Raw genomic sequence first — 26,429 nt, 5'->3', positions numbered from 1 at the left:
CTTGATCACTCGCCTTGCGCACCACTCACACTGACACGCGTGAACGGCTACACAGGTCTTGACCCTGGTCTTTCGCGTGACTTCGGACGCGCTGGATCGCTTTTGACCTTACGCCTTTCGCGCAGCTTCGGGCGCGCTGGATCAAAAATCAGGCGGACCCTGCTCGGCGCCCGGCTTGAAGGCGCCCGGCTCCAGATCATGACGTCCCAGCAGCTTGTAGAAGTCGGTGCGGTTGCGCCCGGCGATCCGCGCGGCCTGGGTCACGTTGCCTTCGGTGATCTTGAGCACCTTGATCAGATAGCTGCGCTCGAAACCGGCACGCGCCTCGGAGAAGGACGGCAAGGCGTTCTCTTCCGCGGCCAGCGCCTGGGAGACCAGCGCTTCCGGAATCATCGAGGAGCTGGTGAGCGCGACACACTGCTCGACCACGTTGACCAGCTGACGCACGTTGCCCGGCCAGGCACTGGAGGCCAGCAGATTGAGCGCTTCCGGCGAGAAGCCCTTCACGAACGGCTTGTGGCGGGCAGCCGCCTGGCTGATCAGGTACTTGGCCAGCAGCGGCACATCTTCGGCACGCTCGCGCAGGGCGGGCAGCTTCAGATTGACCACGTTGAGGCGGTAGTAGAGATCTTCGCGGAAGTCGCCGTCATGCATCGCCTTGTCGAGGTTGCGGTGCGTGGCGGAGATGATGCGCACATCGATGGGCACTGACGTCGTGGAGCCCAGCGGGCGGATCTGACGCTCCTGCAGCGCACGCAGCAGCTTGACCTGCAACGCCAGCGGCATGTCGCCGATCTCATCGAGGAACAGGGTACCGCCATCCGCCGCCTGGAACAGGCCCTGGTGCGCGCTGACCGCACCGGTGAAGGAGCCCTTGGCGTGACCGAACAGCTCGCTTTCCAGCAGTTGCTCCGGCAGCGCGCCGCAGTTGATAGCGACGAAGGGACGCGAGGCACGCGGGCTGGCGTTGTGGATGGCCTTGGCCATCAGCTCCTTGCCGGAGCCGGACGGGCCGGTGACCAGCACGCTGACATCGGAAGCCGCGACCATGCGTGCCTGCTCGAGAATCTGCTCCATCTGCGGGGAACGCGTGATGATGCCGGCACGCCAGGCATCGTCACCCTCCTTTACGGGCGGCGCCTGGGCCAGCGCCTCGTCGATGGCCGCGAACAGCTCATCCTTGTCGACGGGCTTGGTCAGGAAGCTGAACACGCCCTGACGAGTGGCACTGACGGCGTCCGGGATCGAGCCATGCGCCGTGAGCAGGATGACCGGCATGCCCGGCTGACGCTTCTGCAGCTCGCCGAACAGCGCCATGCCATCCATCTCGTCCATGCGCAGGTCAGACAGCACCAGGTCAGGACGCGCCGCCTCCAGACGGCTGAGCGCCTCACGGCCGCTACTGGCGGTGGTGACCTTGAAGCCACGGCTTTCGAGACGCATGCCGAGCAGCTTGAGCAGACTTGCATCGTCATCCACGAGCAGAATATGCGCTTGAGCGTATTTCACACTAACTCTCCTTGCGGGCCTGTCGCTCGGAAATCCCTCCGACGTCAGTCCCGCACAGTCTTGCGTCATGCAGCCGGTTGGGCCAATGACAGTTCGTGGCCAGACACGCCCGGCATCGGATTCAGGGCGTGGTCTGACGGCGAGAATTGATGGCTTCCTCGATGGCGGTCAGCGCCTCGAGCTTCTTGCTGAGCTGGGCGTTCTCGGCACTCAGCTTGCGGCGGACGCCTTCGCTCTTGTCGCGATCCGCGATCAGGCCGCGACGCTCCTCCAGCCCGTTGAGCCACTGGCGCAGCAGCGGCTGCAGACGACTCGGCGCGGTGGGCAGGTCCGCCTTGTAGAGGTCAGAGGCCAGTTCCCAATCGGACTCGTCTCCCCAGCTGAGCACGATGGCACGCGCCAGACGACGGTCATGGCGGTTGCCTTCCAGCTGCATCAGGGTGCTGTCGCGCCACTGATCGTTGCCGCGTTGAGCCTGCAGCGCAAAGGCGACCCACTCATCCAGCAGGCAGTTTCCTTCCTTGAAATCGGGCAGATCGCCCGCCCCATGACAGCTGTCCTGAACGCTGGGAGTATCGGCGACGTGTTCGTTGCCCGGCAAGGTGATATTCGACAGGGCGCCACAGGCACTGAGCAAGCTGACCAGCATGCCGGTGGTGATTCCCGTCAACAGTCGTTGACCCTTCATCACTTCTCTTCCTTGCGTGTCTGATGGCACTCTCGGGTGCCATTTCATGTGGTATGGGGTGCACTGTCACCCCCCAGCAGGACCTGCTCACCTTCCTGACCAGAGGAGGGTGAGCGGCTGGGGGTCGGCAAGGTCAGGCGGAAACAGACGTCGGCCTTGGCGTCCTCCACCAGCGCCAGTTGACCAAACTGGGCGCGAGCACTGTCGGCGGCCACCGAAAGACCGATACCGGAGCCCTTGAGCGGCCCCTTGCGCTTCACCGCGCCCTGATAGAAGGGCTGGAACAGGTGATCGCGGTCCTTCGGGGCAATCGGTTCGCCGCTGTTGGCGACCTCGATCACCAGCTGGCGACGCTCCTTGCGCGCCCTCAGCCATAGATCGCCGCCATCTTCCCCATAGGCGATGGCGTTGGAGATCAGGTTGTCGAGAATCCGGCCGGTACGTGGACGATCCGCCTCCCAGCTGAGGCTGGCGGGTGGCAGGTGCACGCGCATGCCCTTCTTCTCCAGTGCCAGGCGGTGCTTTGACAGCACTTCCTTGAAGACTTCGTGCACATCGAAGCGGCTACGTTCGAGCCCCTGATTGTGTTGCAGCAGATTGTAGTCCAGGAGCTGCTCGATCAGCTTTTGCAATTCCTTGCTGGAGTCATCCAGCAGGCCAAGAATTTCCATCTGATGCGGACTGAGCGGACCGGCGACCTCATCGATCAACAGGCCAGTGCCTTCACGGATGCTGGCCAGCGGTGTCTTGAGCTCATGCGACATGTGACGCAGGAACTGCTGCTTCTGCTCTTCCAGCTCATCCAGACGCGCCGCCAGCCAGTCGAGACGCTCACCCAGCTGGACCAGCTCGGCGGGCCCCTTGATGAGCGGACCCTCTCGGTCGGTGCCGCTGCCGAGACCATTGATGCGCCGCTCCAGCTGACGGATGGGACGAATGATCAGCCAGGTGAAGAACAGCATCAGCAACAGGCTGATGGAGACGAGCGCGGCCGTCTGCCACCACAGTTGAGTCTTCACCTGGGAGGCGCGCGCACGAATGCCCTCGATGCGGGCATCGACGAGTTCACGGGTGGAGTTCAGAAGGCCGCTGGCCTGGATGGAGAAGGGACCGAAGTCCTCGAGATGACTGCTGACCTGCGCCACGCTCATCTCCGGCATGCGCTCGAGTTGCGACAGCGAGCCCTTGAGTTCGCTGACGCGCGGGTCTCCCTCGCCCAGCAGGCGCGCCTGCTCGTCCAGCAGCTCGCGGAAGGCACTGGCCTTGTCAGCGTAGATCTTCATCAGATCCGGATTTTCCAGCACCGCGTACTGGCGTGCGCTGCGCTCCATCTCGACGGCGAGATTGGTCAGGGTGCGGGCTCGGCGAGTCTGGTCAACCGCCTGGCGAGCGCTGACATCGGCCAGCTCCGAGAGCTCGGAGAGTGCCTGACCCGCCTGGAACATCAGCACTGCAATCGGCAGCATCACCACCATGAATGCCATCAATACCAATTGAAGCAGAGAGCGGGGGCGCCAGTGCCGTGTCACCTTGGAGGCCATTGAAAGAACTCTATGCAGGAAAGGGGTGGTCATCATCGAATCACGTCTTCCAAGGATACCAGAGTTCGCCAGCGCCCATCGCGGTTGCCAGTTCGTTAATCAATATGATTCTGATTTAATTCATCCCCGCTCGACGACAGAAACCGCGCCCGGGCAGGTGTCGTGGATGATTCACTTGACCCATCCTCGTGAAACGCACAAAAAGAGGGCCGGCAAGAGCCGGCCCAAGTACGCAGGGAACTGAAGGGTCAGTCATCACGACGAATGCCTGTTACCTGGAGAGCAGACCTCCATCGTGATTGCTGGGCCTGACAGGTGGTCTGCCTGTCGCTGGCCCGGGAGTCGCCAGTGCCACCTGGTGGTCGTTCCAGGTCAGTTGACACTCGCCTCGGACAGGGTCCGAGCTCCCTATCGGATACATCACAGGGGGGCGATGCATCGCAATGCTTGCGGCGCTCGCCGGGCACTTCCCGGCGCTCACCTGAATTCCGGGGATGGCGGTGACGGATCAAGCATCACCGCATCCAGTATCGGGCATCCATGCCCGGGCATCCTTGCCCTAAAGATACTTTCCATGCCCTCTGGGGGCCGTACCTGTCTCATCGCAACCTGAAGTCACACATCGCGTGGAGCAGACGCTTGGCCTGTCAGCGATCACGGAGCGCACAGGGTAGTGAGTACCGTCATCGCTGCAAGGCCGGAGAGAATGTCCATTTTCATGGGCACTCCCTCGTGCTCAACATGACTATTGCCAATGCCGTGCCAATAATCGAAAAACATATTCAAAAACAATGACTTGTAAAGATTCAAAAACCGGCATCGGCGTGGATTCCCACGCACGAGGCGTGAAACGATGAAATACACGTCCTTTTCGTCGCAAAATGCCAACAGTTATCGTTGGTATCCGATTTTCTCCTTCCATATCAATCAATTGAAACGTCTCCTTTGCAAGACATCGCGCCATTCACTGATCCAGAAGTGCGACATCGATCCAGAAGCGCGGCATCGATCCAGAAGCGCGGCATCGATCAAAAAGTGCGATATCGAGCCAGAAGCGCGGCATCGATCCAGAAGTGCGACATCTTGCCGGAATTTCCCGCGCATCATGCGCAAGACCCCCGTCAGTCACCTGAAGCGTTCAGGCGGCTGACGGGGGTCGAGAGTCTTGAGGGCGACGGCAAGCGCCTTGAGCGCCACGTGCTTGGGTCGTGACTAGAGCGCCTTGATCAGCACCTTGGAATTGCGCGCGGAGTTGTAGATCTCTCGGCGCATCGGCGGGAGGTCATCCAGGCCGGCCGACACGAAGCCGTGCTCGATGAACCAATGCAGGGTATGCGTGGTCAGCGCGAACAGATGCGTGAGGCCACCACGCCGTGCACGCACCTCGATCTCGGCCAGCAGCTGCTCACCCCGCTGGCCACGCCGGTAGTCATCATGCACGGCCACGCAGGCCAGCTCACCCATGGCAGCGTCACGACTGACATGCAGGGCTGCACAGCCGATGATCATGCCGTCACGCTCGAGCACGACATAGTCGTCGATCTCGTGCTCAAGGCGTTCACGCGAGCGAGCGACGAGGATACCGCGCTGCTCCAGCGGCCCCAGCAATGCCAGCAATCCTCCGACATCCTCCAGGCGTGCCTTGCGCAGCTGTTCGTAGCCCTGGCGGGTGATCATGGTGCCGATCCCGTCGCGGGTGAACAGCTCGCCCAGCAACGCATCGCGATCCCGCCAGCTGAGCAGGTGAGTGCGACCGACGCCGCGCCGCGCCGCACCACAGGCCGCGGCCAGATGACGAGACAGTTCGCTGTCATCCTCACGTGGCGGTGCCAGGGCGGCGGCCTGTTCAGGGTTGAGCTGACGCAACAGTACGCCATGCTCATCGAACAGTCCCTCCCCTTCTCCCAGCAGGATCAGCTTGTCGGCGGCCAGCGCCACGGCCGCGTGCTCGGCCACCTCGGCCGCATCGAGGTCGAAGACTTCGCCGGTGCTGGAGAAGCCCAGCGGCGGCAGCACCACGATGGCCTGCTGGGAAAGCAGCCCCTGGATGGCCTCGCTGCGCACCCGACGCACCTCGCCACCGTGCAGGAAGTCGACGCCCTCTCGCACGCCCAGCGGCTTGGCCATCACCAGATTGCCCGACACGGCGGAGAGCTCGACACCATGCAGCGGGGTATTGGGCAGCCCCAGCGACAGGCTGGCCTCCAGGCGCAGGCGCAGCGTGGCGACCTGCTGCTCCAGATGCGCGAGGATGTCACGGGTGACGACCCAACGCCCCTGATGACGCTCGGCCTCGATTCCTACTCCCTCCAGTGCTTCCCTGACCTGCGGACGCACGCCGAACACCACCACCAGTCGCACGCCGAGGGTGTGCAGCAACGCCAGATCCTGAATCAACTGCGTTCGTCGTGAGGAAGACAGCGCATCGCCTTCGATCAGAATGACGAAGGTGCGCCCACGGTGAGCGTTGATGTAGGGAGAGGAATTGCGAAACCAGTCCGCGAAGGGAAAACGCGTGTTCAAGAGCCAGCTCCGTGCAGGAGGGAGGAAAATGACATGTCAGGCATGCCCATGAATCATCATATCAGCGCCGCAGCCTGCACGGCGAGCGACGCCCCTGACATCCATGCGGCCTAAACGAGAAAGGCGACCCGAAGGTCGCCTTTCTCGTTTTTCAAAAACGTTTTTTCAAAAACGTTTTTCAAGTGCGTCTTGCCAATGCATCTTGCCAATGCATCTTGTCGATGCGTCATGCCAATGCATCTTGCGTGTTTCTCTCATGCAGCGCCCTGTCGCAAACCCGTCGCAAGCCCGGGCGCTGAGGCAGATGTCGGCTTAGCCGAACATGCCCTTGAACATGAAGAAGAACAGGATCGACAGGATCGCGCCGGCCGGCAGAGTGATCAGCCAGGACATCACGATGGTACCGATCACGCGCAGGTTGAGCGCTGCCATGCCGCGTGCCAGACCTACCCCCAGCACCGCACCGACGAGGGTGTGGGTGGTGGAGATCGGCAGGCCGGTGCCGGAGGCCAGCACCACGGTGGAGGCCGCCGCCAGGGTGGCCGCGAAGCCACGAGACGGGGTCAGCTCGGTGATGCCGGTACCGACGGTGGCGATGACGCGGCGACCATAGGTGACCAGGCCGACGACGATACCGCCGCCACCCAGCACCAGCACCCACCAGGGCATGCTGGCCTTGGCGCCGATCTGACCGGCGGAATCGACGACACTGATGATGGCTGCCAGCGGACCGACCGCGTTGGCCACGTCGTTGGAGCCGTGGGCGAAGGCCATGGCACAGGCGGTGAACATCATCAGCAGGCCGAAGACCTTCTCGACGCCGCTGAAGTCGAAATCATCACCGGTGGCGCGATTCTTCTCCTTGAGGCGAGAACGCGCGACCTTGCGCTCCATCAGCACGCCGATCCCCATCACGATGGCACCGATGACGACGGCCAGCAGCAGGCTGGACTCGAAGCTCAGGTGCAGCCCGACATGCTTGAGGCCCTTGACCATGGTCACCATCGAGATGATGAAGCCGACCAGGAACATGTACATCGGGACATAGCGCTTGGCGGCCGCGAACGGGTCTTCATTGTCGAAGATCAGCGTCTGCACGGACTTGAACAGCACGAAGGCGATGGAGCCCGCCAGCAGCGGCGAGACCAGCCAGGAGGCCGCGATCTGACCGACCTTGGGCCACTCGACCGCATCCACGCCTAGACCCGCCGCCGCGAAGCCGACGATGGCACCGACGATGGAGTGGGTCGTGGAGACCGGCCAGCCCTTCATGGACGCGATCAGCAGCCAGATACCGGCGGCCAGCAGTGATGCCAGCATGCCGTAGACCAGGAACTGCGGATTCTGGATCAGCAGTGACGGGTCGATGATGCCCTTGCGGATGGTATCGGTGACTTCACCACCAGCCAGCCAGGCACCGAGGAATTCGAAGATCACGGCGATGACGATCGCCTGCTTGATGGTAATGGCCTTGGAACCAACCGAGGTACCCATGGCATTGGCGACATCGTTCGCGCCTACACCCCACGCCATGAAGAAACCGAATACGCAGGCAAGGATGACGAGCACATCGCCGTATTGAGCAATGATGGACATTAGGGAACTCTTGAGCAGATGGCAGGACGTCCTGACAGCGCTTAGCGCGCCATCAGGATCTGCAGTCGGGTACCGACCTTTTCAGCTTGATCGGCAACATCGCCGACCCAGTCGATAATCTTGTAGAGGAAGATCACGTCGACCGGTGGCAGAGCGGCTTCCAGCGAGAACAGGGTCTGGCGAATCGCGATCTGCTGTTCGTCGGACTGCTTCTCGAGCTCATGCAGCTCATTGATCAGCTTGTCGACCAGCTCGCTCATGTTGCGCCCGAAGCCGGACTCGACAAGATCTTCCAGCTCGCCCAGCGCACGGCGCGCCTGGCAGACCGATTCGACCGCAGTCTTCAGATACTCACGCATGGCGGGCACCAGCGCGGTGGGTATCTGCATGTGGCGACCCAGCATGATGCCGGCGATATCCTTGGTGACGTTCGCGATGGAATCCTGGACATGGATCAGCTCGAGAAGGTCGGAACGGGATACCGGCAGGAACAGCGAATTGGGCAGATTGAGACGCAGCTGCGTCTTCAGTTCGTCCGCTTCACGCTCCAGCTTGCTGATGGTCTGACGAATGCTGGCCGCCTGATCCCAATCACCCTGTTCGCAGGCGTCGAAGAAGGTCAGCAAGTGCTGGGCACAGTCGTCTGTCTTGATGATGTGGGTGTGCAGCGCCTTGAAAGGCGAGCGCCCGAACATCGAAGAGAAAGGGTTGGTCGTTACCATAGTGGCCGTCGGCGTTAAGGATTGACGCGCGGAGTGTAGCAAAGCCTTTGTGACGATCACATAACTTTCATCGTAACGACACGATACCGCCATGCTGTTGTACTTCACGCAACATCAGCGGCAGTCGGGGGGGAACTCGAAGGATTCCAGAGGAGAGATTGTCATGTAGCGACAGGACGCGGGGTCGCTGACTGATTACATTGTTCATAATATAACCAAGGAGTTGGCGGCAGGCAATTCATGTCACACAAATGTCACGATACTGTCATATCACTGTGATTCTGCTGACGGATCACCTGCCGTGGGAAGGCTGGCGACACGCTCTGCGCTTGCCTTGGCAAGGGACAGGCGCGAGCATGAAGCCGCCGGGGGCTGCCTGTCCCGGGATCTCGGACAGGCCGCCAGCGTCCTCGTATCGCTGTCATCATCCATGCCCGGCCATCTTCATTTTTCATCTTCTCGTACAGGGAGTGCCGTCGTCATGGCGCAGGAAATCGAACTCAAGCTGGCGCTGACCCACAGCGGCCTCGGACGCACGGCGATTCTGGAACGTCTTGCGGACATCGCGGAACTGGCTGGCACCACGCCCCGTCGTCGCTGGCTGGCCAATACCTATTTCGACACGCCTGAGCATGCGCTGGAACGCGCCAAGATGGCATTGCGCCTGCGCCGCAGTGGAGAGGATGCCGACAGTCCGGGCCCCTTGCGCCAGACCCTCAAGACCAGTGGCGAAAGCCATGGCGGCCTGCATTCGCGGGGCGAGTGGGAATGGGCGCTGCCCGACGGCCAGACAGGCCTCGATCTCGATGGCCTGCGCGGCCTTCCCCCTCTGCAGGCGCTTGAGGAAGGTCCGCGTGAGCACCTGCTCGGCGCCCTCGCCCCTACCTTCAGCACGGATTTCGAACGTCATGCCTGGCAGCTGGAGCTGACGGTGACGGTGACGCAGGATGGCCAGACAGCGGGTGTCGGCGTCGAGATGGCGCTGGATCTCGGCCACGTGAAGGCAGCAGGTCGGGAGACGCACATCCGCGAGATCGAACTGGAACTCACTGGCGGTGACGACCTGAGCGCCGAGCAGCGCGAAGGGGTGCTGTGGACGCTGGCGGAATCCCTGGCCAGCCGACTGGCCCTGCGCCCGGCAGATGCCAGCAAGGCACGCCGCGGTGCCGCACTCAGAGATGGCGAATGGCACGAGAAGACGCTGGATACCACCGACACGAATGCCCTGCTCGCCGCGGCCATCGATGCCCTGGATGCACATGCCGACCGCCAGCAGCAAGATGACATGCGCTGGCACGATCACGCCCTGGCCGCCTTCTCGGCCCTGGCCTCGCGCCTGGCCGCCAGTCAGCATCCCGGTCATGTCCATGCGGTGGCGCTGACGGAGGCGCTGAGCGAATCCCGTGAGCAGGGCACGCCAGACAGCTGGATGACAGCGGTCTTCGGTCAGCACAGCCTGTCGCTGCTGGCGGCATTGCGCAGCCGAGGCCAGTGAGACAGCTCATTAGAATGCTCGGTGAGACAGCTCATTGAGAGACCCCGGTGAAATCGCTCGCTGAGCGCCTGGCCATCGCGCCCTCACCTGCCCTGCCCCCACCATCGCGTCGCAGCCCGCCCCGGCGCTGCGACGCCAGTCAAGGAAGCCCGCATGCCTGAACGCCAAGGGCCGGCCAACGAATACGGCAGTACATCACAATCCGCCACCGCCCCCCCTCGCTCCAGCGATTTCGAGCCGGCCAGCGGCAGGCTGCGTGCCCGGCTGTTCCACTGGATCTTCGAGTCCGACACCAAGGCGGCCAAGGCCTTCGATATCGCGCTGGTCGCGATGATTCTCGCCAGCGTCGCCGTGGTGATGCTCGATAGCGTGCCGTCGCTGAATGCCCGCCATGGGGAGCTGTTCCGTATCCTGGAATGGACCTTCACCCTGCTGTTCACGCTGGAATACGCAGTACGCCTCTATTGCCTCAAACACCCCGGCACCTGGGCGAAGGGCTTCTACGGCGTGCTCGACCTGCTGTCGATCGCCCCGACCTGGCTCTCGCTGCTGATTCCGGGGGCGCAGGCACTGCTGGTGGTGCGCGTGCTGCGTGTGCTGCGGCTGTTCCGCGTGCTGCGCCTGATGGCCTTCGTCGGCGAAGGTCGCATGCTGGTCGAGGCTCTCGCGCGCAGTCGTCGCAAGATCCTGCTGTTCTTCATCACCGTACTCAGCATCATCACGGTGTTCGGCGCCCTGATCTATCTGATCGAACCCCCGGAAGCCGGCTTCACCTCCATCCCCAAGGCGCTCTACTGGGCGGTGGTGACGCTGACCACGGTGGGCTACGGCGATATCGCCCCCATCACGCCCTTGGGCCAGTTCATCTCGGCGATGATGATGATACTGGGCTATTCGATTCTCGCCGTGCCCACCGGCGTGTTCTCGGCCGAGGTGCTCAACGGCCTGCGCATGCAGCAGACCAGCGATGAAGCCTGCCCCGGCTGTGGCCGTGAGGGCCATGATCGCAATGCCAAGTACTGCAAGTTCTGCGGCACCTGGCTGGATGAAGACACGCGTGACCCACGCGAGCCAGAGCCTGAGACTGAGACTGAGACAGACCCAGAACCCGAACCTGGACCTGAGCCCGACGCCGAGCCGCCAGCGAAGGAGGAAACCGCCTCCCCAGGCGACGACTCCCCCGACCGCGATCGCAGCTGACGAGGCCGAGTGTCACTCGGCACACGACAACGCCTCGGAAATGACAACGCCCCCGAGACCGCAAGGTCCGGGGGCGTTGTCATTCAGCCGGAAGCCGGCAAGGGCTAGCGGTCAGAGAAGGGCTTGTCCCAGGCGGTCAGCGTGGCCTCACTCCAGCTGCCGTAGGAGGCATTCGGCAACATGATCCAATCCTTGCCGAAATGCTGCGCCTGCTCCGCGACGAGCGCCTTCTGCTGCTCGGGCGTCTTGTCGGAGAAGTCATCCGCGAAATCATGCAGGCTGTCGCCCAGCTGCATCACGATGTCGTGATCCTTCGCGATCGCCTGACGACGCACCGACTTGCTCGGCCCCAGCAGGCGCACATGGGCGTCATCGACACCGGGCAGACCCAGGGCTTTCAGCGTGGTGACCGTGGCGTCCTTGTTCTCCTCGTAGCGATCCGACACGTAGTAGATCGCCACGCCACGCGATGCGGCAAGTTCGAGGAACTCCCTGGCACCCGGAATCAGGGTCGGCTTGCCCTCTCGTTCCCACGCCTTCCAGGTGTCCCAGCCCGTGAAGTCATGACAGGCCTTCAGGTCACGCACCAGCAGCGCGGAGTTGTCGATCACGGTTTCATCAAGGTCGGTCATGATCGCGGCAGGTTTCTCGTCATCACGAGATGCCAGCAGTGTCTCCAGCTGACGTGTCGCCAGCGCATAGCTCTGACGCTGCAGGGCCGCGACTTCCGCCGATTGCTGCTGATAGCGCAGTGCCATGGCATATGCTGCCGGCGGACACTGCGCTGCCTCGGGTGTCTCGGCCGCCGGACTGACGGGAGCGACTCCCAGGCCCATGATTCCTGCCAGTGTCGCGACCCTGGTGGCTCTCGCCAGCAACGAGACACGCGCTTGAGATGAAGACGTGATCGGCATCGATGATCCTCTGTGCATGATAGGTATGTCGTTGAGTTATCAAGACGGCAGAATATTAACACTCAGCGTTATTGAATTCCTGTTCAACGACCTCGCCTGCCATGTCACCATCCGCTTCTCGTCGTCATGAGCAACTCGTCATGAGCATCTCGCCACGCGCGTCATGCGGCGTGCCTCACTCGACGAAGTTCGAGATGTCGCCTCGTCCTTCACGCACGATGACGGGCGGCAGGTCGCGCAGGTCCACCACGCTGGTGGCCTCCAGGCGGCAGGCCCCACCATCGATGATCAGATCCAGCGCATGCCCGAAGCGCTGACGGATCTCTTCCGGGTCCGTCATCGGCAGCTCCTCGCCCGGCGGAATCAGCGTCACGCTCATCAGCGGCTCGTGATGTGCCTCCAGCAGGGCATGCGTGATGGCATGGTCCGGCACGCGCACGCCGATGGAGCGACGCTTGGGATGCAACAGCAGGCGTGGCACTTCGGTGGTCGCGTGGAGGATGAAGGTGAAGGCTCCGGGCGTGTGGCTCTTGAGCAGCCGGAAGACGGCATTGTCCACCTTGGCGTAGGTGCCGATTTCCGACAGATCCGAGCACATCAGGGTGAAGTTGTGCTTGTCATCGAGTTCACGCAGACGCTTGATGCGCTCGATGGCTTTCTTCTCGCCCAGGTGGCAACCCAGTGCATAGCCGGAATCGGTCGGGTAGGCGATCACGCCCCCCTGCCGAATGATGGCAACCGCTTGATCAATAAGACGTTTCTGCGGGTTTTCAGGGTGTATCTGGAAAAACTGTCCCATGCGGCGCTCCTTGCGTCAGCACAGTGCGCCGGACACTGGCGCACTGATCTCGGCGAACTCTCGACAAATTCTCGGCGAACTCTCGGCAAATTCTCGGCGAACTCTCGACAAGACCGGCCTGACAAGACGCGACACGTCAGCCAGGCCGGTCCAGCCATCTCTATCACATGGTGGCGGTGGCGGCCGCAAAAAAGGGTGCGAGGCGCGGATGACACCAGACGGGCGGCACCCTGGTGCGCGGTGGCGGACTCATGCTGCCGGGTGCCAGCGGCCCCCCGGGGAAGTGGAAATCACTGCCGACGGAAGCATAGAGGCCCAGTTCATCCAGCTGACGCGCCAGGTCACGCGCACGGTCGATGTTCTGGAAGCCGCTGACCAGCTCGGCGGCCTCACCGCCGGCACAGATGAAGTCCCGCAGCAGCTCACCGCGCTTGGTGCGGGTCAGCTTGTAGCGCATCGGGTGCGCCATCACCGCGACACCGCCATCAGCACGTATCCATCCCACCGCCTCTTCCATCTCGGGCCAGTGTGCCTTGACGTCGCCCTTCTGGCCGGAGCCCAGGTGACGCTTGAAGGCATCCTGAAGATCACGGGCCAGTCCCGCCTCCACCAGCGCGCGCGCGAAGTCCGGCCGCGACAGGGGGCGGTCTCCCGACCCGCTGAGCGTGGCCTGCTCACGGGCACGCTGCATGGCATCACTCAGTCCCAGCTTCTCCATGCGCGCGGCGATCTCGTGACTGCGCCGCTCACGTGCATCATGTTGCTGCCTGAGGCCGGCGCTCAACGCGTCTCCGGCGCCCTCGGGCATCAGCGCCACCAGGTGGATGGTCTGATTGCGCCAGCGCACGGACAGCTCGCAGCCCGGCAGCAGGGTGACGCCATGGGCGCTCGCCGCCTGCTGAGCCTCGAAGATGCCTTCCATGCTGTCGTGATCGGTCAGTGACATGCGCGAGACGCCGCGCCGCGCGACCAGCGCGACCAGCTCTGCCGGTGCCATGCCGCCATCGGAGGCGGTCGAGTGCATGTGCAGGTCGATGTCCGGCACCTCGATGTCCGTCTCGAAACGCTGGGGCAGCGCGCGGGGGACCGGACGGGCAGGCGGTGGCGATGATGGCTGGTGAGCGGGCGACTCGGATGTCGGCGGATGGTCGGACAGGACGTCGGACACGGGAAAACCTCTCGGGATGAACGTCCAGAGCCTAGAGTTGCCGATCATGCTGGCAAGCCCTCGGCAAGGACGTCAGGGGCAGTGTTGACTGCCGTATATGTCTGGAAGCCACATGGGCTTTGTCAGCAGGCAGCAATGGCGGCAGAATGAACGCATGCAGGCAAGGGTGCGCCGCTGGTTGCCAAAGGATACCACTCGCACAAGCCCTTGCCTTCCCGACGGCACCGCCGTCGTGTCCAGGAGTGTGTGTTTCTCATGAAGATGTTGCTCGACTTTCTGCCGATCGTGATTTTCTTCGCCGTCTACAAGACGACTGGCGACATGATCATGGCCACGGCCGTACTGATCCCTGCCACCCTCGCCCAGGTGCTCTACATCTACTGGCGTCACAAGCGCGTCGAGAAGATGCAGCTGGTCACGCTGGCGCTGGTCGTCGTGCTGGGTGGCGCGACCGTGCTGTTCGGCAACAGCGCCTTCATCCAGTGGAAGCCGACCGTGGTCAACTGGCTGTTTGCCGTCGCCTTCCTGCTCTCGCCGCTGTTCGGCGGCAAGCCGCTGGTGGAGCGCATGATGGAGAAGGCGATCCAGCTGCCGCGTGCCATCTGGCACCGCCTCAACCTGGCGTGGGTGGTATTCTTCCTCGCCATGGGCGGCCTCAACATCTATGTCTTCAGCCACTATTCGGAAGACATCTGGGTCGATTTCAAGCTGTTCGGCATGCTTGGCCTGACACTGCTGTTCGTCATCGTTCAGGGCGTCTATCTGTCCCGTCACATGGTGCAGGCCCCTCAGGAAGGGTCTTCCTCTTCCACCTCTTCACATAAGGATGATTCGTGATGCTGTATTCCATTGTCTGTCAGGATGTCGAAGGTAGTCTCGAAGCGCGCATGGCAGCACGACCGCCACATCTGGCACGTCTTGAGGCCCTGAATGCCGCAGGCCGTCTGGTCATCGCCGGCCCCAACCCGGCCATCGACAGCGAAGCACCGGGAGACGCCGGCTTCAGCGGCAGCGTCATCATCGCCGAGTTCGATTCCCTCGAAGAGGCCCAGAAGTGGGCCGATGCCGATCCCTTCGTCATCGCCGGTGTCTATGCAAGCGCCGAAGTGAAGCCGTTCAAGCAGACACTGCCCTAGTCCTGACTGCCGCTCGGCCGGTGACCGGCGGCTTCGCCCCCTGACGACGGACAGCCTGGCTGTCCGTCGTCTGCGTTGGAGACGTTGCCCGGCCACTGCCCTGATGCCCTGCTCTCCCGCTCGACCTCCTGCCAGGAATGCCCGTGAACGATCGTCCCTCCTCCCCCCGCCAGCCCGCTTCCGCCACGCCTGAGCCGTCCGCATCGTCAGTGTCCGACGCGGCGCCGAAGGGCAGGCCGAACGCCATGACACGCAAGCCTGCGACGACGCCACCGAGCGCGATCGACCCTGTCACGGCCCCCGGCGTGGTGCCGGAGGTCCCGCTGGCACCGCTGGCCGCGCTGGAAGAGGCACGCCTTGAATGGGATGACGCGGCCCCACAGGCCATGGATTACGGGGATGTGTACTTCTCGATCCACGATGGCCGCGCCGAGACCGTACACGTCTTCCTCGACAGCAACCGGCTGAGCGAGCGCTTCCGTGACTGGCGGGAAGCGCGCCCCTTCGTGATCGGCGAGACCGGCTTCGGCACCGGCCTCAACATCCTGTGCGCCGCCCAGCGCTTTCTGGCCACGGCACCCGCCGAGGCACGCCTGCATGTCGTCTCGGTGGAAAAGCATCCGATGCGTGCCGCGGATCTCGAACGCGCGCTGTCCGCCTGGCCGGATCTCGCCTCATTGGCGAAACCGCTGGTGGCACAATGGCCGGCTGCGGTACTCGGCGTGCATCGTCTGTGGCTGGATGAGCGCATCACGCTGGATCTGCACTTCGGCGATGCCGTCGAGCGCCTGTCACGCCTCGAAGGAGGCGTGGATGCCTGGTTCCTCGATGGCTTCTCGCCGTCGAAGAATCCGGAAATGTGGTCACCGGCGCTGTTCGCGGCCATGGCCGGCATCTCGCATCCCGAGGCGACCTTCGCCACCTTCACCGCCGCGGGCTTCGTGCGGCGCGGCCTGCGGGCGGCAGGCTTCGCCTGGCGCAAGGTGCCCGGCCATGGCATGAAGCGCGAGATGATCTGCGGCGAGCTGGACGCTGCCACCTCGGCGGCGCGCGCCGAGCTGATGGGGCTTGCCGAAAGGCAGGAACAGCATGACCAGCCCCGGCCCTCGCTGACATCGCCCGCACAGCGCGGGGTGCTTCATCCGCTGCGCCGGGAACAGCCCTGGACGCAGCCGCCCCAGCCGGCGCCCATCTCCCGCGAGACACACGTCGCGGTACTTGGCGCTGGCATCGCCGGCACCAGCTGCGCCGAGGCGCTGGCGCGGCGTGGCGTGAAGGTCACGCTGATCGACGCCGAAGCCCCCGGTGCGCGGGCCTCCGGCAATACCCAGGGGGCGCTCTACGTGAAGCTGGCCGCCGAGACCAACCCTGCCAGCCGCTTACAGCTGGCCGCGTTGCAATACAGCCGGCGCTGGCTGGCAAGCCTCGACCCCGAGCAGACCCTGTGGTCCGCCAGCGGCGTGCTGCAGCTGGCCACCAGCGAGCGTGAGCGCAAGCGCCAACAGCGCTTCGCGAACAATCACCCGCTGCCCGAGGCGCTGCTTAGGCCGGTCACTGCCGACCAGGCCAGCCAGATCGCCGGCAGCGAGATCACCTTCGATGGCCTCTTCTATCCCGTCGCGGGCTGGGTGCGTCCGAAGGCGCTGTGTCAGCACCTCGCCGCCACGCCGGGCATCAGCTTTCGGCAGGCGCGCATCGAGGCCATTCAGTCGCTGGGGGCCGAGGAAGGCAGAGAGGAAGGCGGAAAGACAGGCAACAACGCACCAACGCCGCGTTGGCAGCTGCAAGCCAGCGACGGCAGCTGTCTGGAAGTGGATCAGCTGATCGTCGCGCTGGGGGAGCAGACACACCTGCCCGAGCCGCTCGCGCATCTGCCGCTGCAGCCGATTCGTGGTCAGGTCAGCGAGATCACGGTGCCGCCCGAACAGGCAGCAGGGCTGCCCATGCTCGACAGCGTGGTGTGTGCCGGTGGCTATGTCTCGCCCTGTCAGCGTCACGCCGACGGCAGCGTGACGCTCAGCTTCGGCGCGACCTTCGCCCCGCGCGATGAGGATGAGGCGGTCCGCGAGGCGGATCACATCGCCAATGTCGCCGAGCTGCGCAGTGCGCTGCCCGCCTTCGTCGCTGCCTGGGAGCGGGCGCGTGGCGTCAGGCTGGAAGACGATGCCTGGCAGGGGCGTGTCGCCTGGCGCGCCGCCAGCCCCGACAAGAGCCCGCTGGCCGGCCCGGCACCGGACGCCGCGCAATGGCGTGAGGATTACGCCGCCATGGCCTTCGATGCGAAAAAGCGCGTGCCATCACTGAGCGGCGCACATCTACCGGGATTGTGGCTCTCCACCGCGCATGGCTCACGCGGCTTCACCACCGCACCGCTGTGTGCGGAGCTGATCGCCTCACAGCTGTGCGGCGAGCCGCTGCCGCTGGAGCGCGAACTGGCCGAGCACCTGCACCCGGGACGCCGCCTGATCCGCGATATCGTGCAGCGGCGCTGAGGCATTGGCGGACATTGGCAGACATGGGTGGACACTGGCAGACATGGGTGGACACCGGCAGACATGGGTGGACACCGGCTGAGGCAGAGGGCTCGCCATCCTTCAGGGGAGCCGGCACTGCCTGGCAAGCGCCTGACGATCGATGACCTGATAGGTGAAGGAGGGGCGGCCTATCTGGCCGTAGTGGAAGGCCTCGCTGAGCATGCCGCAGGCCGCCAGATGGCGCAGGTACTTGCGGATGGTCACGCGCGACATGCCCGTGGCGCTCAGCAACGCATCGCTGGTGAAACTGTCTTCATCGCGTGGCAGTGCCTGGATGGCACCGGCGACCAGCGCCAGGGACGCCGCCGTCACGCCCTTGGGCAGGCGGCCATCAGACACCGCCCCCACCGCGCCACTGACTGCCATGTGCGAGCCGAACAGCTGGTCCAGCTGCTGCTGACTGACCTCCCCCTCGAGACTCTCCAGCTGCTGGCGACCACGCCGTGCCAGTGCCAGTGCCTGCTGGAAGCGGGCGAAGCTGAAGGGTTTGACCAGATAATCGCAAACCCCGAGCGCATGCGCGCTGCGCACCGTGTCCGCCTCACTGGCGGCGGTGATCAGGATCACCTGGATGTCAGGGGCGGCATGGCGTCTCAACCAGCGCAATACCTCCAGACCGCTGCGGCTGCGCAGATAGACATCCAGCAGCACCAGGTCCACCGCCTCCTGCGCCAGCACCTCCAGCGCCGCGGCGACATCCTCGCACTGGGCGACCAGGCGCATGCCATCGATACGATTGAGGTATTCGACATTGAGACGCATGACCATGGGGTCGTCTTCGACTATCAGCACACGCATGCGCTCAGGCTCCTTGATCATGCGGGGTCTTGGACGGCAGCCGTCCAACGATGTGAAATGCTCTCAGGGCGCCGCAGTGGGCGACCGCTGGCAGGGCAAGGTCAGCTCGACCAGGGTGCCGCCGCCCGGGGGCGAGTAGAAGTGCCAGTCTCCCGCGCGCGCGGTCACGATCTCCTGTACCAGCGACAGCCCCAGCCCGCGACCTTCACCACGACTGCTTACCCCCGCCGCGCGCGCCGTCTCCATGAGCTCCGCCGGCATGCCGGGACCGTTGTCTGCCACGCTGATCGACAACTGGGCCTCTGACGCCTCACCCACGGATTCCAGCATCAGGCTCAGAGTGACGGCCGGGGCGTGTGTGGCATCGTCCATCTCTTCCAGCGCTTCGAAGGCATTGTCGAGCAGATTGCCGATCACGCTGACCAGATCATGGCTCAAGCTGCGCTCCAGCACCGGCAGCACGGCCTGAGACAGCTCGGCCTGAGACAACTCGGACTGAGACAGCGCTGCGCCGGGCATCACCCGGTGCTCGGGCCGTGCATGATGCCATTCGACGTCCAGCTCGACATTGAGCGCGATGCCCCGCTCGCGAGCCTCACTGTGCTTGCCGATCAGCAATCCTGCCAGCAGAGGGTCCGCGATGCGCTCGGCGGCCGCGGCATCCGCTGGCAGCTCCCGCTCCACCAGCAATGCCAGGTAATCTCGCAGGCCGTCGAGGTCCTGCATCTGCGTCAGCCCTGACAACACATGCAACCGATTGCGAAACTCATGGCGCGCGGCACGCAGTGACTCTGCCTGTCGGCGAACGCCGGTCAGCTCCTCGGCAAGGCGCTGCATGCGGTCGTGCTCACGCAATACCAGCACGCCGCCCATGAGATGCTCGCCATCATGCACCCGCTGGCAACGCACCCACAATCGCCGCCCGTCATGGGTGACCTGACGCAGGCGAGCCGCGTCCTGCTCCGCCACCGGCGAGTGCGCGGCTAGACACTCGTGCATGCCGGTATCGGGCAACCACGCCTCAAGGCATTCTCCCGGTTCGGGGGCCGTCCCCAGCAGCTCGCGCGCCGCGGCATTCACCAGGGTGACATGCCCCTCGGGGTCGACCACGATGATGCCCTCTTCCAGGCTGGCCAGCACCGCCTGATGCTCTTCCACCAGACGCGCGATGGCCGCCGGCTCCAGCCCCTTGAGCTGTCTGCGCAGATAGCGTGCCAGTCCCAGCGCCCCCAGCGTGCCGAACAGCATCAGGATGCCCAGCCCGATCAGCAGCTGACGCTTCTCATCGGCCAGCCGCCGCCCCAGCGAATCCAGCGTGATGCCGATGGCAACGGCGCCGATGACGGAACGCGCTTCGCCATCGGATGCAGAGGCCATCACCGGGGCAAAGCTGCGCAGGCTTTCGCCGAGCGTACCGCGGGATTCGGAGAGATAGGCCGCGCCTCCGAGCGCACGTTGCTCGTCTCCCCCCTGAAACGGCTGGCCGATCCGCGCGGGCTCCGGGTGACTGAGTCGCACGCCGTCCGGACGCATCACCACGATGAAGTCGACGGCATTCTCGCGGCGCAGCCGCTCGATGCGTGCCGCCAGGCGGCTATCCGCGGCGGGAGGCGCTGCCTGCGAGGCGTTGGCTTCGCTCAAGGTGGCGCGCACCTCAGGCAGCCGCGCGATGCGTTGCGCGAGGGCGGCGATGCGCTGTCCCTGTATCTCATGCTGGGTCCGCTCCAGCTGCGCACTGAAGAGCCAGGCCGCGACCAGCAGGCTGACGATCACCATGCCGGCAGCCAGCAGCGAGGTCAGCGCGCTCAGTCCGGGTTGAGAAGAATGCAACACGCCAGACAGTCCACGTGCCCCCTTGGTGGCATGGCCAATTCGCCCAGCACGTGAGCGAGCCGCGCCATGCGGTTTCATAAGTTTCAAAAGGCTTTCTTTAATTCGCAAAACTTGGCCCTCGAAAGCCACATCGTAAGCTCCCTGTGACGCGCATCCACTGCGCGGACATGATGTCCCACCTTGTCCCAACCGATCCCGCGATGCCACGCCAGCGCATCCGGACATGACAACAGGTCCTGCAACGACAGAGTGCAGGACAAGGAGCCTGCATGACACATTCCTCGCAGACCGCCACGGCCACGCCTGCCGACGAGTCGCCTTACCTGAAGACACGCATCTTCGGCATGTCCCTGCCGATCTTCGCCCTGTCGTTTCTGGTCCTGATCGCCGCCATCGCCACCGATACCCTGCCGGCCGGCATGATCGGCGCCCTGATGGTCATGATGGTCCTCGGTGAGCTGCTGGGCTTTCTGGGTGATCGCCTGCCGATCATCAACAGCTACCTGGGAGGCGGAGCGATTCTCGCCATCTTCGGTGCCGCAGCGCTGGTCTATAGCGGCTGGCTGCCACAGGATGTCACGGCCAGCGTCAGCGAGTTCATGAAGGCCGGCGGCTTTCTGAATTTCTACATCGCGGCACTGATCACCGGCAGCATTCTCGGCATGGACTCCCGCGTGCTGGTCAAGGTCGGGGCACGCTTCGCGCTGCCGCTGCTGTGCTCGGTGCTGTTCGCGGCACTCTTCGCGATGCTGGTCGGCTGGATCATGGGCTTCTCGCCCAAGGATGCCGTCATGGTCATCGCCCTGCCCATCATGGGCGGTGGCATGGGGGCAGGCGCCGTGCCGATGAGCCAGATCTACGAGCAACTGCTGGGACAGCCGGCCAGCTATTACATCTCGATCCTGGTACCGGCGCTGGCGCTGGGCAATGTCTTCGCCATCATCATCGCCGGGCTGCTCAACGGGCTTGGCAAGCGCTTCCCGTCACTGACCGGCGGCGGCCAGATGATGCCGGGTGTCGATGTCCGTGAAGAGAAGAGCGCGCCTGATCTCTCCCAGCTGGGCATCGGCATGGTCATCGCCCTGAGCTTCTTCGTCGCCAGCCAGATTCTCGGCAAGGTCATCCCGCTGCACCCCTACGCGTTGATGATCATCGCGGTTGCCGTACTCAAGTGCGCCAACCTGGTGCCGGAAAGCATCAACCAGGCCGCCGCTCAATGGTTCCGTTTCGTCGCGGGCAACTGGACCTTCGCGCTGCTGTTCGGCATCGGCGTGGCCTACACCGACCTGGGCCAGGTGATCGACGCCATCACCATCACCTACGTGGTGATCGTCTTCGGTGTCGTCGCCGGTGCCGCCTTCGGTGCAGGGCTGGTGGGCAAGCTGGTCGGCTTCTATCCCATCGAGTCCGCCATCACCGCTGGCCTGTGCATGGCCAACATGGGCGGCACGGGTGACGTCGCGGTCCTCTCGGCGGCCAATCGCATGCAGCTGATGCCCTTCGCGCAGATTTCCTCGCGCCTGGGCGGAGCCTTGATCCTGCTGATCTCGAGTCTGGTCGTGCCGATGTGGTTCGCATGATCCGGCCTCGGTTCGCATGATCCGGCCTCGATTCGCATGATCCGCCCTCGATAGGAGCACCGACGCCAGGTGCCTCGACAGACGCGGCAGGAACGACGACGCCCCCGGCCTGTGCCGGGGGCGTCGTCGTTTCCAGGGTCAGGAGCAAGGTCAGGGCTTCGCCAACGGATCATGACCGCTGGCCGGGCTCAGTCGCCCTCTTCCTCATCGTCTGCCAGCTGGCGACCGAAGGACTGCCATTGCTCCAGCGTCATCACCTCGGTGGATTCGGTGCCGATGTCATGGACGATCAACAGCTTGCCGCGTGACAACTGGCCTTCCAGCTCCGCGACCCAGCCAGCCATGCCTTCGCCGACATCGGTGGTGTCATAGCCCTGACGGGTGACGAAGGTCTCCAGCAGGGCACGACGCGTGTCGGCGGGCAGCATGGTCTGCGGCACCTCGATGAAGCGATCCTTCGGGTCCATCTGGTCAAGCGGCATCTGACTCATGGGTAGCTCCTGTTCATCCGTGGAACGTGACGCAGCCATTGGCGCCTGCGGTGCATCGTTCAGCGTGTCCGTACTCATGCATCCTCTCCTGCACTGTCTTGCGCATCGGCTTTCTGCGCGTCCGAATCTGAGCCTGGATCTGAATCTGAGCCTGAAACTGAGTCGGTGCCGGCTTCCCACTCGGCCAGACGCGCCACGAAGGCCGCTTCATCCAGCACCGTGAGCCCCAGCTGCATGGCTTTCTCGAGCTTGCTGCCCGCCGCCTCCCCGGCGACGACACCAGCGGTCTTCTTCGAGACACTGCCCGCCACCTTGGCGCCCAGCGCCTGCAGGCGCGCCTTGCCTTCATCACGCGTCATGCTGTCGAGACTCCCCGTCAGCACCCAGGTCTGGCCTGCCAGCGGCTGGGGCCGCTCGCCGATCTCGACCTCTTCCCAGCGCAGACCACAGGCGAGAAGCGCCTCCAGCGTCTCGTTGTTGGTCGCTTGCTGGAAGAAGGTATGGATATGCGTCGCGACGATGGGGCCGACATCTTCCACGGCTTCCAGCGCGGCTTGATCCGCCGCACGCAGCGCTTCAAGCGTGCCGAAGTGCGTGGCCAGATTCGCCGCGGTGGCTTCGCCGACTTCCCGGATACCGAGGGCATAGATGAAGCGCGCCAGGGTGGTGTGGCGGCTCTTGTCCAGCGAGGCGACCAGATTGGCGGCGGACTTCTCGCCCATGCGCGGCAGCTCGGCCAGCGTGGCAGCGTCGAGATGGAACAGATCCGCCGGTGTCTTGACCAGCTCACGCTCGATCAGCTGCTCGATCAGCTTCTCGCCGAGGCCATCGACATCCAGCGCCTTGCGGCTGGAGAAGTGCTTGAGAGCTTCCTTGCGCTGGGCGGCGCAGATCAGTCCGCCCGCGCAGCGTGCCACCACCTCGCCTTCGAGACGTTCGATCTCGGAGCCGCACACCGGGCAGCCGTCCGGCAGCACGATGGCTTCACGGCTGGCACCTTCGCTGGCGACCCGCACCACCTGCGGGATGACATCGCCGGCCCGCCGGATGATCACGCTGTCGCCGATCTGCACGCCGAGACGTTCCACCTCATCCATGTTGTGCAGCGTGGCATTGGAGACCACCACCCCGGCGACCTGCACCGGTGCCAGCCGGGCGACCGGTGTCAGCGCGCCAGTCCGTCCGACCTGGAAATCGACGCCTTCAAGAGTGGTTTCCTGCTCCTGCGCGGGATACTTGAAGGCGATGGCCCAGCGCGGCGCGCGCGCCACGAAGCCCAGCTCGCGCTGCAGACGCAACGCATCCAGCTTGATGACCGCGCCATCGATGTCGTGATCAAGCCCTTCGCGCTGCTCGCCGAGACGGCGGGTGTAGTCGATGATGCCCTGAGCACCGCGCACCACCTCAAGCTGCGGGCTGGTGCGGAAGCCATAGTCATTGAGCAGCGCCATCAGGCTGGAATGATTCTGACCGACCTCCGTGGCCAGCAGCGCCTCATCGAGGCGCGCGACCTGATAGGCACAGAACTCCAGCGGGCGCGAGGCAGCGATGCTGGAATCCAGCTGACGCAGACTGCCGGCGGCGGCATTGCGCGGATTGGCGAACACCTTGCCATCCTCGTCGCGGCCGCGCGCGTTCAGCGCCTCGAAGCCGGCGTGACTCATGTAGACCTCGCCGCGCACTTCAAGCAGCGCCGGCAGATCATCCCCCCGCAGCCTGAGCGGGATCGAGCGGATGGTGCGCAGATTGGTGGTGATGCCTTCCCCGGTACGTCCATCGCCGCGCGTCACGCCCTGCACCAGCACGCCATTCTCGTAGATGAGCGACACGGCCAGGCCATCGAGCTTGGGTTCACAGCAGAAGCTCAATGCCTCGCCTGCGTCTTCCGCATCGCCCAACTCCAGGGTTTTCGCCGCACGCTGCACGAAGGCACGCAGCTCATCGTCATCGAAGGCATTGTTGAGCGACAGCATCGGTACCGCATGCTGCACTTCCTCGAAACCGCTGGCCGGTGCGGCCCCGACACGCTGGGTGGGGGACTCCGACGTGATCAGCTGGGGGTAGTCGGCTTCCAGTGCCTCGAGACGGCGCAGACGCGTGTCGTAGTCGGCATCGGTCAGCGTCGGGTCATCCAGCACGTAATAGCGGTGGCTGGCCTCGAGCAGCTCGCGATGCAGCTGCGCGACCTCCTCCATGACCTTGGCAGGCACACCTTCCACCGCAGCCGGGGCAGCGGACTGAGGAACGCTCGAGGCGCTGGAATCATCGGCAGGGGCCGAAAACAGATCATCCTGGGCTGACATGACACTCACTCGAAACGGTGGCCTCATCAGCAGTGCCCAAAGGGCTGCGCTGATCGACCGGAAAGCGGGTGGCGACAGGTCCTCCGGCCTGAATCGCAGGGCCGGGGGTCGCCATGATGCCGTCATTGTACTCAAAGCGCTCGATGGACCCCACTCCCGGCAGAGAGGAAAGGCCGCAGATGACACATGGCATCAGGCGCTTCAGAACGAGGACGGAGAATCGCATGAACCACAAACGCCAACGGCGACCCGAAGGTCGCCGTTGGCGTTTGGCATGACGTCTCGACTCGGAGAATGGCTGGGGAGTCGATCAGTTGGCCTGGTAGCGATGCAGACGATTGCGACGCTCGAACTCGTGCACCTGCTGGCGCTTGAACTCGATGGTCTGGGCCGTCATCACGCTGTGGTTCTCGTCCTTGAGCTCACCGCCCAGGCGACGCACCAGCAGCATGGCGATCTCGACCATGGTCTCGAAGGCGGCGGAGGTGTCGTCCGCGCCCGGCAGCGGCATCAGGAAGGTGACGCCATCCAGCTGACTGTCCACCATCTCGGCCGGCGTGAAGATCCCCGGCTTGACCACGTTGGCCATCGCGAACTGCAAGGGACTGTCGTCATCATCTTCCTCATGGCGCAGGAACAGCCCCATCTCGGAATGGCGCAGACCACAGGCCAGCGAGATGCCCAGCACGTCTTCACCGCTGAAGCCTTCCTCGCCACGCGCCATCACCGAGATGATGATGACTTCACTGGCATCAGCCAGGGTGTCACGGGCGAGCTGGTCATCGACCTGATTGCGCTCGGCACGCAGCACCAGCGGATGGCGATCATCCTCGGAGACTGTCGTGTCGGCTGCAGGCACGGCGGCCGCTTCCAGCGAAGGTTCCTTGCGCTCGGAAGCCGCGTGCTCGTCATCGGCCTGCTGGCCAGCGGAGGACGCTTCGGCCTTCACATCCTGACCTTCCTCGATCTCGGCCATCGGCTCGAGATCATCGGCCTGGGTGGAGGAGACGCTGATGCTGTCGTCCTCGGCGGTGATCACCGGCTTCTCATGGAAGTCCTCTTCGCGCGCCGTCTCTGACTGCTCGCTGGAGGCGGTGCCGAGCACAGGCTCGCGATGCGCCTCGTCATGCTCGTCGTCGCGCCGCGCGCCCAGACTGGCGGTCACGTCGCGCATCGACTGGCTGGCACGCGCCCCGAAGGCCGCCGCACGCTCGCCGAAGCCCTTGCGCTCCGGCGCTTCACGGCGCTCCATGGGCTGTGCCGGACGACTCGGTTGCGTCACCCGTGAGGCCTTGATGCCATGGGCATTGTCGAGCACGGCATCCTGCTCCGCCTCGACCTGCGCTTCGGCATCGCCAACCACCCGGTAGCCGCCATTCGGCAGCTCCCAGTTGTCACGTTCTTCCTCTTCTTCCACCGCGGAAACACCCGCCTCTTCGGTGGAATCTTCCGTACCCGCTCGATCCAGTCGGGGTACTCGACGTTGACGTTGGAGCCTGCGCACACCGTCAACGACGATGATTGCGACCAGCACCAACCCCAACAAGATGAGCCACTCTCTCAATTCCATGGGTCATTAGCCTGTTTGCTTGGGCACCA

At 64.2% G+C, this 26,429-nt stretch carries 21 protein-coding genes; 7 read left to right on the top strand and 14 right to left on the bottom strand.

Going from position 1 to position 26,429, the window contains the following annotated elements:
• Positions 1-141: 141 nt before the first annotated feature.
• The 3 genes from glrR to OW493_RS04340 all read right to left on the bottom strand — a co-directional run bounded on the left by glrR (position 142) and on the right by OW493_RS04340 (position 3,738).
• Complete coding sequence (gene glrR / locus OW493_RS04350) at positions 142-1,509, bottom strand: two-component system response regulator GlrR (protein ID WP_127736341.1); 1,368 nt, start codon at positions 1,507-1,509, stop codon at positions 142-144.
• A 121-nt stretch (positions 1,510-1,630) separates the two neighbouring features.
• On the bottom strand, positions 1,631-2,197 hold the full coding sequence (locus OW493_RS04345; protein WP_077378987.1) for a hypothetical protein: 567 nt from the start codon (positions 2,195-2,197) through the stop codon (positions 1,631-1,633).
• Between the two features lie 44 nt (positions 2,198-2,241).
• Positions 2,242-3,738, bottom strand: a complete 1,497-nt coding sequence (locus OW493_RS04340; protein WP_077378985.1) for a HAMP domain-containing sensor histidine kinase — start codon at positions 3,736-3,738, stop codon at positions 2,242-2,244.
• 853 nt (positions 3,739-4,591) lie between these two features.
• Here OW493_RS04340 and OW493_RS04335 point away from each other — a divergent pair.
• Positions 4,592-4,888, top strand: a complete 297-nt coding sequence (locus OW493_RS04335; protein ID WP_289863364.1) for a hypothetical protein — start codon at positions 4,592-4,594, stop codon at positions 4,886-4,888.
• Between the two features lie 62 nt (positions 4,889-4,950).
• Here the strand turns inward: OW493_RS04335 and argA are convergent, their stop codons facing one another.
• The 3 genes from argA to OW493_RS04320 form a co-directional block, all read right to left on the bottom strand.
• On the bottom strand, positions 4,951-6,261 hold the full coding sequence (argA, locus tag OW493_RS04330) for an amino-acid N-acetyltransferase (RefSeq protein ID WP_077378983.1): 1,311 nt from the start codon (positions 6,259-6,261) through the stop codon (positions 4,951-4,953).
• 312 nt (positions 6,262-6,573) lie between these two features.
• Positions 6,574-7,857 (bottom strand): inorganic phosphate transporter, encoded by a 1,284-nt coding sequence (locus tag OW493_RS04325; protein ID WP_077378980.1) that lies wholly within the window; start codon positions 7,855-7,857, stop codon positions 6,574-6,576.
• A gap of 41 nt (positions 7,858-7,898) precedes the next feature.
• Positions 7,899-8,579, bottom strand: a complete 681-nt coding sequence (locus OW493_RS04320) for a TIGR00153 family protein (RefSeq protein ID WP_077378976.1) — start codon at positions 8,577-8,579, stop codon at positions 7,899-7,901.
• Between the two features lie 481 nt (positions 8,580-9,060).
• Between OW493_RS04320 and OW493_RS04315 the strand changes: the two genes are divergently transcribed.
• Both OW493_RS04315 and OW493_RS04310 read left to right on the top strand, forming a co-directional pair.
• Complete coding sequence (locus OW493_RS04315) at positions 9,061-10,074, top strand: CYTH domain-containing protein (RefSeq protein ID WP_289863363.1); 1,014 nt, start codon at positions 9,061-9,063, stop codon at positions 10,072-10,074.
• Positions 10,075-10,227: 153 nt separating this feature from the next.
• Entirely contained in the window at positions 10,228-11,274 is a 1,047-nt protein-coding gene (locus OW493_RS04310; protein ID WP_289863362.1) for an ion transporter, read from the top strand.
• 104 nt (positions 11,275-11,378) lie between these two features.
• Here OW493_RS04310 and OW493_RS04305 read toward each other — a convergent pair whose 3' ends face one another.
• From OW493_RS04305 to OW493_RS04295, 3 genes are all read right to left on the bottom strand, one after another.
• Positions 11,379-12,188 (bottom strand): 5'-nucleotidase, lipoprotein e(P4) family, encoded by an 810-nt coding sequence (locus OW493_RS04305; protein WP_289863361.1) that lies wholly within the window; start codon positions 12,186-12,188, stop codon positions 11,379-11,381.
• A gap of 175 nt (positions 12,189-12,363) precedes the next feature.
• Positions 12,364-12,987, bottom strand: coding sequence for an L-threonylcarbamoyladenylate synthase (locus tag OW493_RS04300; protein ID WP_077378966.1), 624 nt, complete (start codon positions 12,985-12,987; stop codon positions 12,364-12,366).
• Between the two features lie 163 nt (positions 12,988-13,150).
• Entirely contained in the window at positions 13,151-14,155 is a 1,005-nt protein-coding gene (locus tag OW493_RS04295) for a PHP domain-containing protein (RefSeq protein WP_289863360.1), read from the bottom strand.
• A gap of 255 nt (positions 14,156-14,410) precedes the next feature.
• Here OW493_RS04295 and OW493_RS04290 point away from each other — a divergent pair, with 255 nt between their 5' ends.
• The 3 genes from OW493_RS04290 (at position 14,411) to mnmC (ending at position 17,783) form a co-directional block, all read left to right on the top strand.
• Positions 14,411-14,992, top strand: a complete 582-nt coding sequence (locus OW493_RS04290; RefSeq protein WP_289863359.1) for a septation protein A — start codon at positions 14,411-14,413, stop codon at positions 14,990-14,992.
• Positions 14,992-15,291, top strand: coding sequence for a YciI family protein (locus tag OW493_RS04285; RefSeq protein ID WP_077378958.1), 300 nt, complete (start codon positions 14,992-14,994; stop codon positions 15,289-15,291). The genes OW493_RS04290 and OW493_RS04285 overlap by 1 nt, the downstream gene beginning before the upstream one ends.
• 143 nt (positions 15,292-15,434) lie before the next feature.
• On the top strand, positions 15,435-17,783 hold the full coding sequence (gene mnmC / locus OW493_RS04280) for an FAD-dependent 5-carboxymethylaminomethyl-2-thiouridine(34) oxidoreductase MnmC (protein ID WP_354670129.1): 2,349 nt from the start codon (positions 15,435-15,437) through the stop codon (positions 17,781-17,783).
• Between the two features lie 102 nt (positions 17,784-17,885).
• On the opposite strand, the gene OW493_RS04275 is transcribed toward mnmC, so the two are convergent.
• Positions 17,886-18,623 carry a response regulator gene (locus tag OW493_RS04275; protein WP_289863358.1) on the bottom strand — a complete coding sequence of 246 codons (738 nt, stop codon included), beginning with the start codon at positions 18,621-18,623 and terminating at the stop codon, positions 17,886-17,888.
• Positions 18,624-18,686: 63 nt separating this feature from the next.
• A complete protein-coding gene (locus OW493_RS04270; protein ID WP_289863357.1) occupies positions 18,687-20,456 on the bottom strand; it encodes a sensor histidine kinase in 1,770 nt (589 codons plus the stop codon).
• Between the two features lie 269 nt (positions 20,457-20,725).
• Here OW493_RS04270 and OW493_RS04265 point away from each other — a divergent pair, with 269 nt between their 5' ends.
• Entirely contained in the window at positions 20,726-22,036 is a 1,311-nt protein-coding gene (locus tag OW493_RS04265) for a 2-hydroxycarboxylate transporter family protein (RefSeq protein ID WP_084209380.1), read from the top strand.
• Between the two features lie 188 nt (positions 22,037-22,224).
• On the opposite strand, the gene OW493_RS04260 is transcribed toward OW493_RS04265, so the two are convergent.
• The 3 genes from OW493_RS04260 to OW493_RS04250 form a co-directional block, all read right to left on the bottom strand.
• Entirely contained in the window at positions 22,225-22,527 is a 303-nt protein-coding gene (locus OW493_RS04260) for a YheU family protein (protein WP_240499610.1), read from the bottom strand.
• Between the two features lie 74 nt (positions 22,528-22,601).
• Positions 22,602-24,722 carry an NAD-dependent DNA ligase LigA gene (ligA, locus tag OW493_RS04255; RefSeq protein WP_289863462.1) on the bottom strand — a complete coding sequence of 707 codons (2,121 nt, stop codon included), beginning with the start codon at positions 24,720-24,722 and terminating at the stop codon, positions 22,602-22,604.
• Between the two features lie 418 nt (positions 24,723-25,140).
• Positions 25,141-26,400: a cell division protein ZipA C-terminal FtsZ-binding domain-containing protein gene (locus OW493_RS04250; RefSeq protein WP_289863356.1), complete on the bottom strand. Its 1,260-nt coding sequence runs from the start codon at positions 26,398-26,400 to the stop codon at positions 25,141-25,143.
• Positions 26,401-26,429: the final 29 nt, after the last annotated feature.

This window comes from Cobetia sp. 14N.309.X.WAT.E.A4 (assembly GCF_030397495.1).
GTDB lineage: Bacteria > Pseudomonadota > Gammaproteobacteria > Pseudomonadales > Halomonadaceae > Cobetia > Cobetia marina.
The sequence above is the reverse complement of the archived record's forward strand: the minus strand, read 5'-3'. Positions and strand labels throughout refer to the sequence as shown.

Coding starts and splice junctions, on each gene's coding strand:
- OW493_RS04345 (WP_077378987.1), bottom strand. CDS start 2,197: ATGAAGGGTCAACGACTGTTGACGGGAATCACCACCGGCATGCTGGTC.
- OW493_RS04340 (WP_077378985.1), bottom strand. CDS start 3,738: ATGGCCTCCAAGGTGACACGGCACTGGCGCCCCCGCTCTCTGCTTCAA.
- OW493_RS04335 (WP_289863364.1), top strand. CDS start 4,592: ATGAAATACACGTCCTTTTCGTCGCAAAATGCCAACAGTTATCGTTGG.
- OW493_RS04325 (WP_077378980.1), bottom strand. CDS start 7,857: ATGTCCATCATTGCTCAATACGGCGATGTGCTCGTCATCCTTGCCTGC.
- OW493_RS04320 (WP_077378976.1), bottom strand. CDS start 8,579: ATGGTAACGACCAACCCTTTCTCTTCGATGTTCGGGCGCTCGCCTTTC.
- OW493_RS04315 (WP_289863363.1), top strand. CDS start 9,061: ATGGCGCAGGAAATCGAACTCAAGCTGGCGCTGACCCACAGCGGCCTC.
- OW493_RS04310 (WP_289863362.1), top strand. CDS start 10,228: ATGCCTGAACGCCAAGGGCCGGCCAACGAATACGGCAGTACATCACAA.
- OW493_RS04305 (WP_289863361.1), bottom strand. CDS start 12,188: ATGCCGATCACGTCTTCATCTCAAGCGCGTGTCTCGTTGCTGGCGAGA.
- OW493_RS04300 (WP_077378966.1), bottom strand. CDS start 12,987: ATGGGACAGTTTTTCCAGATACACCCTGAAAACCCGCAGAAACGTCTT.
- OW493_RS04290 (WP_289863359.1), top strand. CDS start 14,411: ATGAAGATGTTGCTCGACTTTCTGCCGATCGTGATTTTCTTCGCCGTC.
- OW493_RS04285 (WP_077378958.1), top strand. CDS start 14,992: ATGCTGTATTCCATTGTCTGTCAGGATGTCGAAGGTAGTCTCGAAGCG.
- OW493_RS04275 (WP_289863358.1), bottom strand. CDS start 18,623: ATGCGTGTGCTGATAGTCGAAGACGACCCCATGGTCATGCGTCTCAAT.
- OW493_RS04265 (WP_084209380.1), top strand. CDS start 20,726: ATGACACATTCCTCGCAGACCGCCACGGCCACGCCTGCCGACGAGTCG.
- OW493_RS04260 (WP_240499610.1), bottom strand. CDS start 22,527: ATGAGTCAGATGCCGCTTGACCAGATGGACCCGAAGGATCGCTTCATC.
- ligA (WP_289863462.1), bottom strand. CDS start 24,722: ATGGAGGAGGTCGCGCAGCTGCATCGCGAGCTGCTCGAGGCCAGCCAC.
- OW493_RS04250 (WP_289863356.1), bottom strand. CDS start 26,400: ATGGAATTGAGAGAGTGGCTCATCTTGTTGGGGTTGGTGCTGGTCGCA.